This is a genomic window from Bartonella sp. LB28NMGDW, assembly GCF_042194435.1.
GTDB lineage: Bacteria > Pseudomonadota > Alphaproteobacteria > Rhizobiales > Rhizobiaceae > Bartonella > Bartonella grahamii.
Window position 1 is genome coordinate 1 of the sequence record NZ_JBHIMX010000145.1, and the last position, 667, is coordinate 667.

General features: G+C 38.8%; 1 protein-coding gene and 1 pseudogene. Both read right to left on the reverse strand.

Annotated features, from left to right (window positions below):
- Nucleotides 1–143: antA/AntB antirepressor family protein (locus tag ACFIKG_RS09700; RefSeq protein WP_375652243.1), on the reverse strand; the 143-nt coding region annotated here is incomplete at its 3' end.
- A gap of 317 nt (nt 144–460) precedes the next feature.
- A pseudogene (locus tag ACFIKG_RS09705) lies at nt 461–667 on the reverse strand (hypothetical protein); the annotation flags it as partial.

Below are 667 nucleotides of genomic sequence, written 5' to 3' on the forward strand. Positions count from 1 at the left end.
AAATTATATTTGTTGATGCGATATTTAATCCAAGTAGAGAAATCTTTACCTACTTCTAAAAACGCATGCAAATCACGTGCGTTAACTGTTTGAACAGTTTCCTGTCCAACAGTTTGTTCCGATATCGGAATAAGAGTATTCATGTGAACTCCTTGCTATTTAGACGTTTTTGATTGACACTTATTATAAATAAAGTGCCGGGTGCTCAAAAACACGGTAGCAAGTCCGTCGTTACGCTTTTCCCAAAAGGGTATTGTATAGCGTAACTACACCCGACAAAGTCATTATATGCGTGTAACATACAATGAGTCAAAGCTTTTAATGTGCGGAAAACTGATTATTTCGACAATCAATCCGCTTGCTATCAAGGTGTTTTTGAGGCACCTAGTTCAACAGTAGACACATTGTTGCCATATTGTCAATAGGTGACTTCATATTTTTAAAATAAATAAGCGTGCTTTTACTTTATCTCGCGCAAGATAAGCTTATACATACCGGATTCAGAGGCTTGGACATCTGTGATCACGAAGTGCTCTTGAGAAGAGGGCGCTTTGTTGTTTTCAGGAGCCATCACAATAACACTATCTTCCGGTTTTGGTGGTAAACCCCCGATGTCATTGATACAAAGATCAAGTTCCTTTCTTGGAATTGTGGTGGGGATTCTGCC